Source organism: Peribacillus sp. NPDC056705, from assembly GCF_043656335.1.
The window spans coordinates 1-1,181 of sequence record NZ_JBHTYI010000239.1 but is presented as its reverse complement, the minus strand read 5'-3'; the positions used below and the strand labels follow the sequence as shown (position 1 = coordinate 1,181).

At 53.6% G+C, this 1,181-nt stretch carries 1 protein-coding gene; it reads left to right on the top strand.

Translation table 11 applies throughout. The features are described 5' to 3' along the window. Positions 1–1,181 (top strand): 3'-5' exonuclease (locus ACFRAK_RS29305; RefSeq protein ID WP_394573239.1); only part of this gene is annotated, 1,181 nt, incomplete at both ends.

The window sequence follows — 1,181 nt, the reverse complement described above, 5'->3', positions numbered from 1 at the left end:
ATCTACGGCTTCAACGGCGCGCGCAATGAATTCATTCTCGAATTCGATCAGACGTTTCCTGGAGCCAAGGTCGTGACGTTGGACATCAATTACCGCTCCCTGTCTTCCATCGTAGGGCTTGGGAATGAAATTATCCGTGTTAATGAACGCCGCCGTCCCAAGCAGCTGCGCTCTACCCGCAAGAGCAGCGGCGTACCGTTGTACCTTCGTCCCGGCGACCCTGACCAGGAAGCGGAGCAGCTGCTGACGCATATCGCCGAACAGGTCCAGCATAACGATCGGCAGTACCGCGACCATGCGATTCTGTACCGGACATCCAATAACAGCCGGGCGATCTTCGAGCAGCTCGTCATGCGGGAGATTCCGTTCATTCATTACGAGAATGGGGATCTGTTCTACGAGCAATGGATGGTCAAACCACTCATGGACCATCTGCGGCTGTCGCTGGATCGCCGCAATTTCACGGCGATGGAAGGCATGCTGCACACGCTGTACTTGAACCGGGACAAGGGTATGGCCTTTATCCGGCAGCAGGATGCTCCGCGTCCCAAGAAAGGACCGCTGGCTCACCTTCTGTCTTTCCCAGGCCTTAAGGATTTCCAGATCGAGAATATAAGAGAACGCTCCAAGCTTATAAAGGGACTTAAGGCGCTGGAGCCTGTAAAAGCTGTACAGGAAATGAGGCGGCAATTCTATGATAAATTTCTGGAGGCAGATGAGCGTCAGGAACTAACCCTCCATAAGGAATTTATCCAGGAGGGTCTCGATGAGCTGGAGACTTCGGCGAAGCGTTTTGACAATATAGCGGAGTTTGTCGAGTTTGTGGATCGACTGATTATCATTCACAAGGAGATGGCAGCCATGAAACGAGATGAGCATGCCGATGCCGTCCGCCTCATGACCATCCATAAATCCAAGGGGCTGGAATTCCCTTCGGTATGCCTGATCGGAGCGAGTGAGGGGATTTTGCCGCATACCTCCGCCTTGGACGCTGAACGCAGAGATGATCAACGTCCGCTGTCGGGCAAGCAAGACAAGGCGCTCGATGCACTGGAAGAGGAACGCAGACTCGCTTATGTCGCGATCACAAGAGCACGGGACGAATTGGTGATTAGTTCCCCGGGCTTTTATCGAGGACGAAAAACGGAAGTGTCCCGCTTCTTCCGCGATGTGTTCCTGAC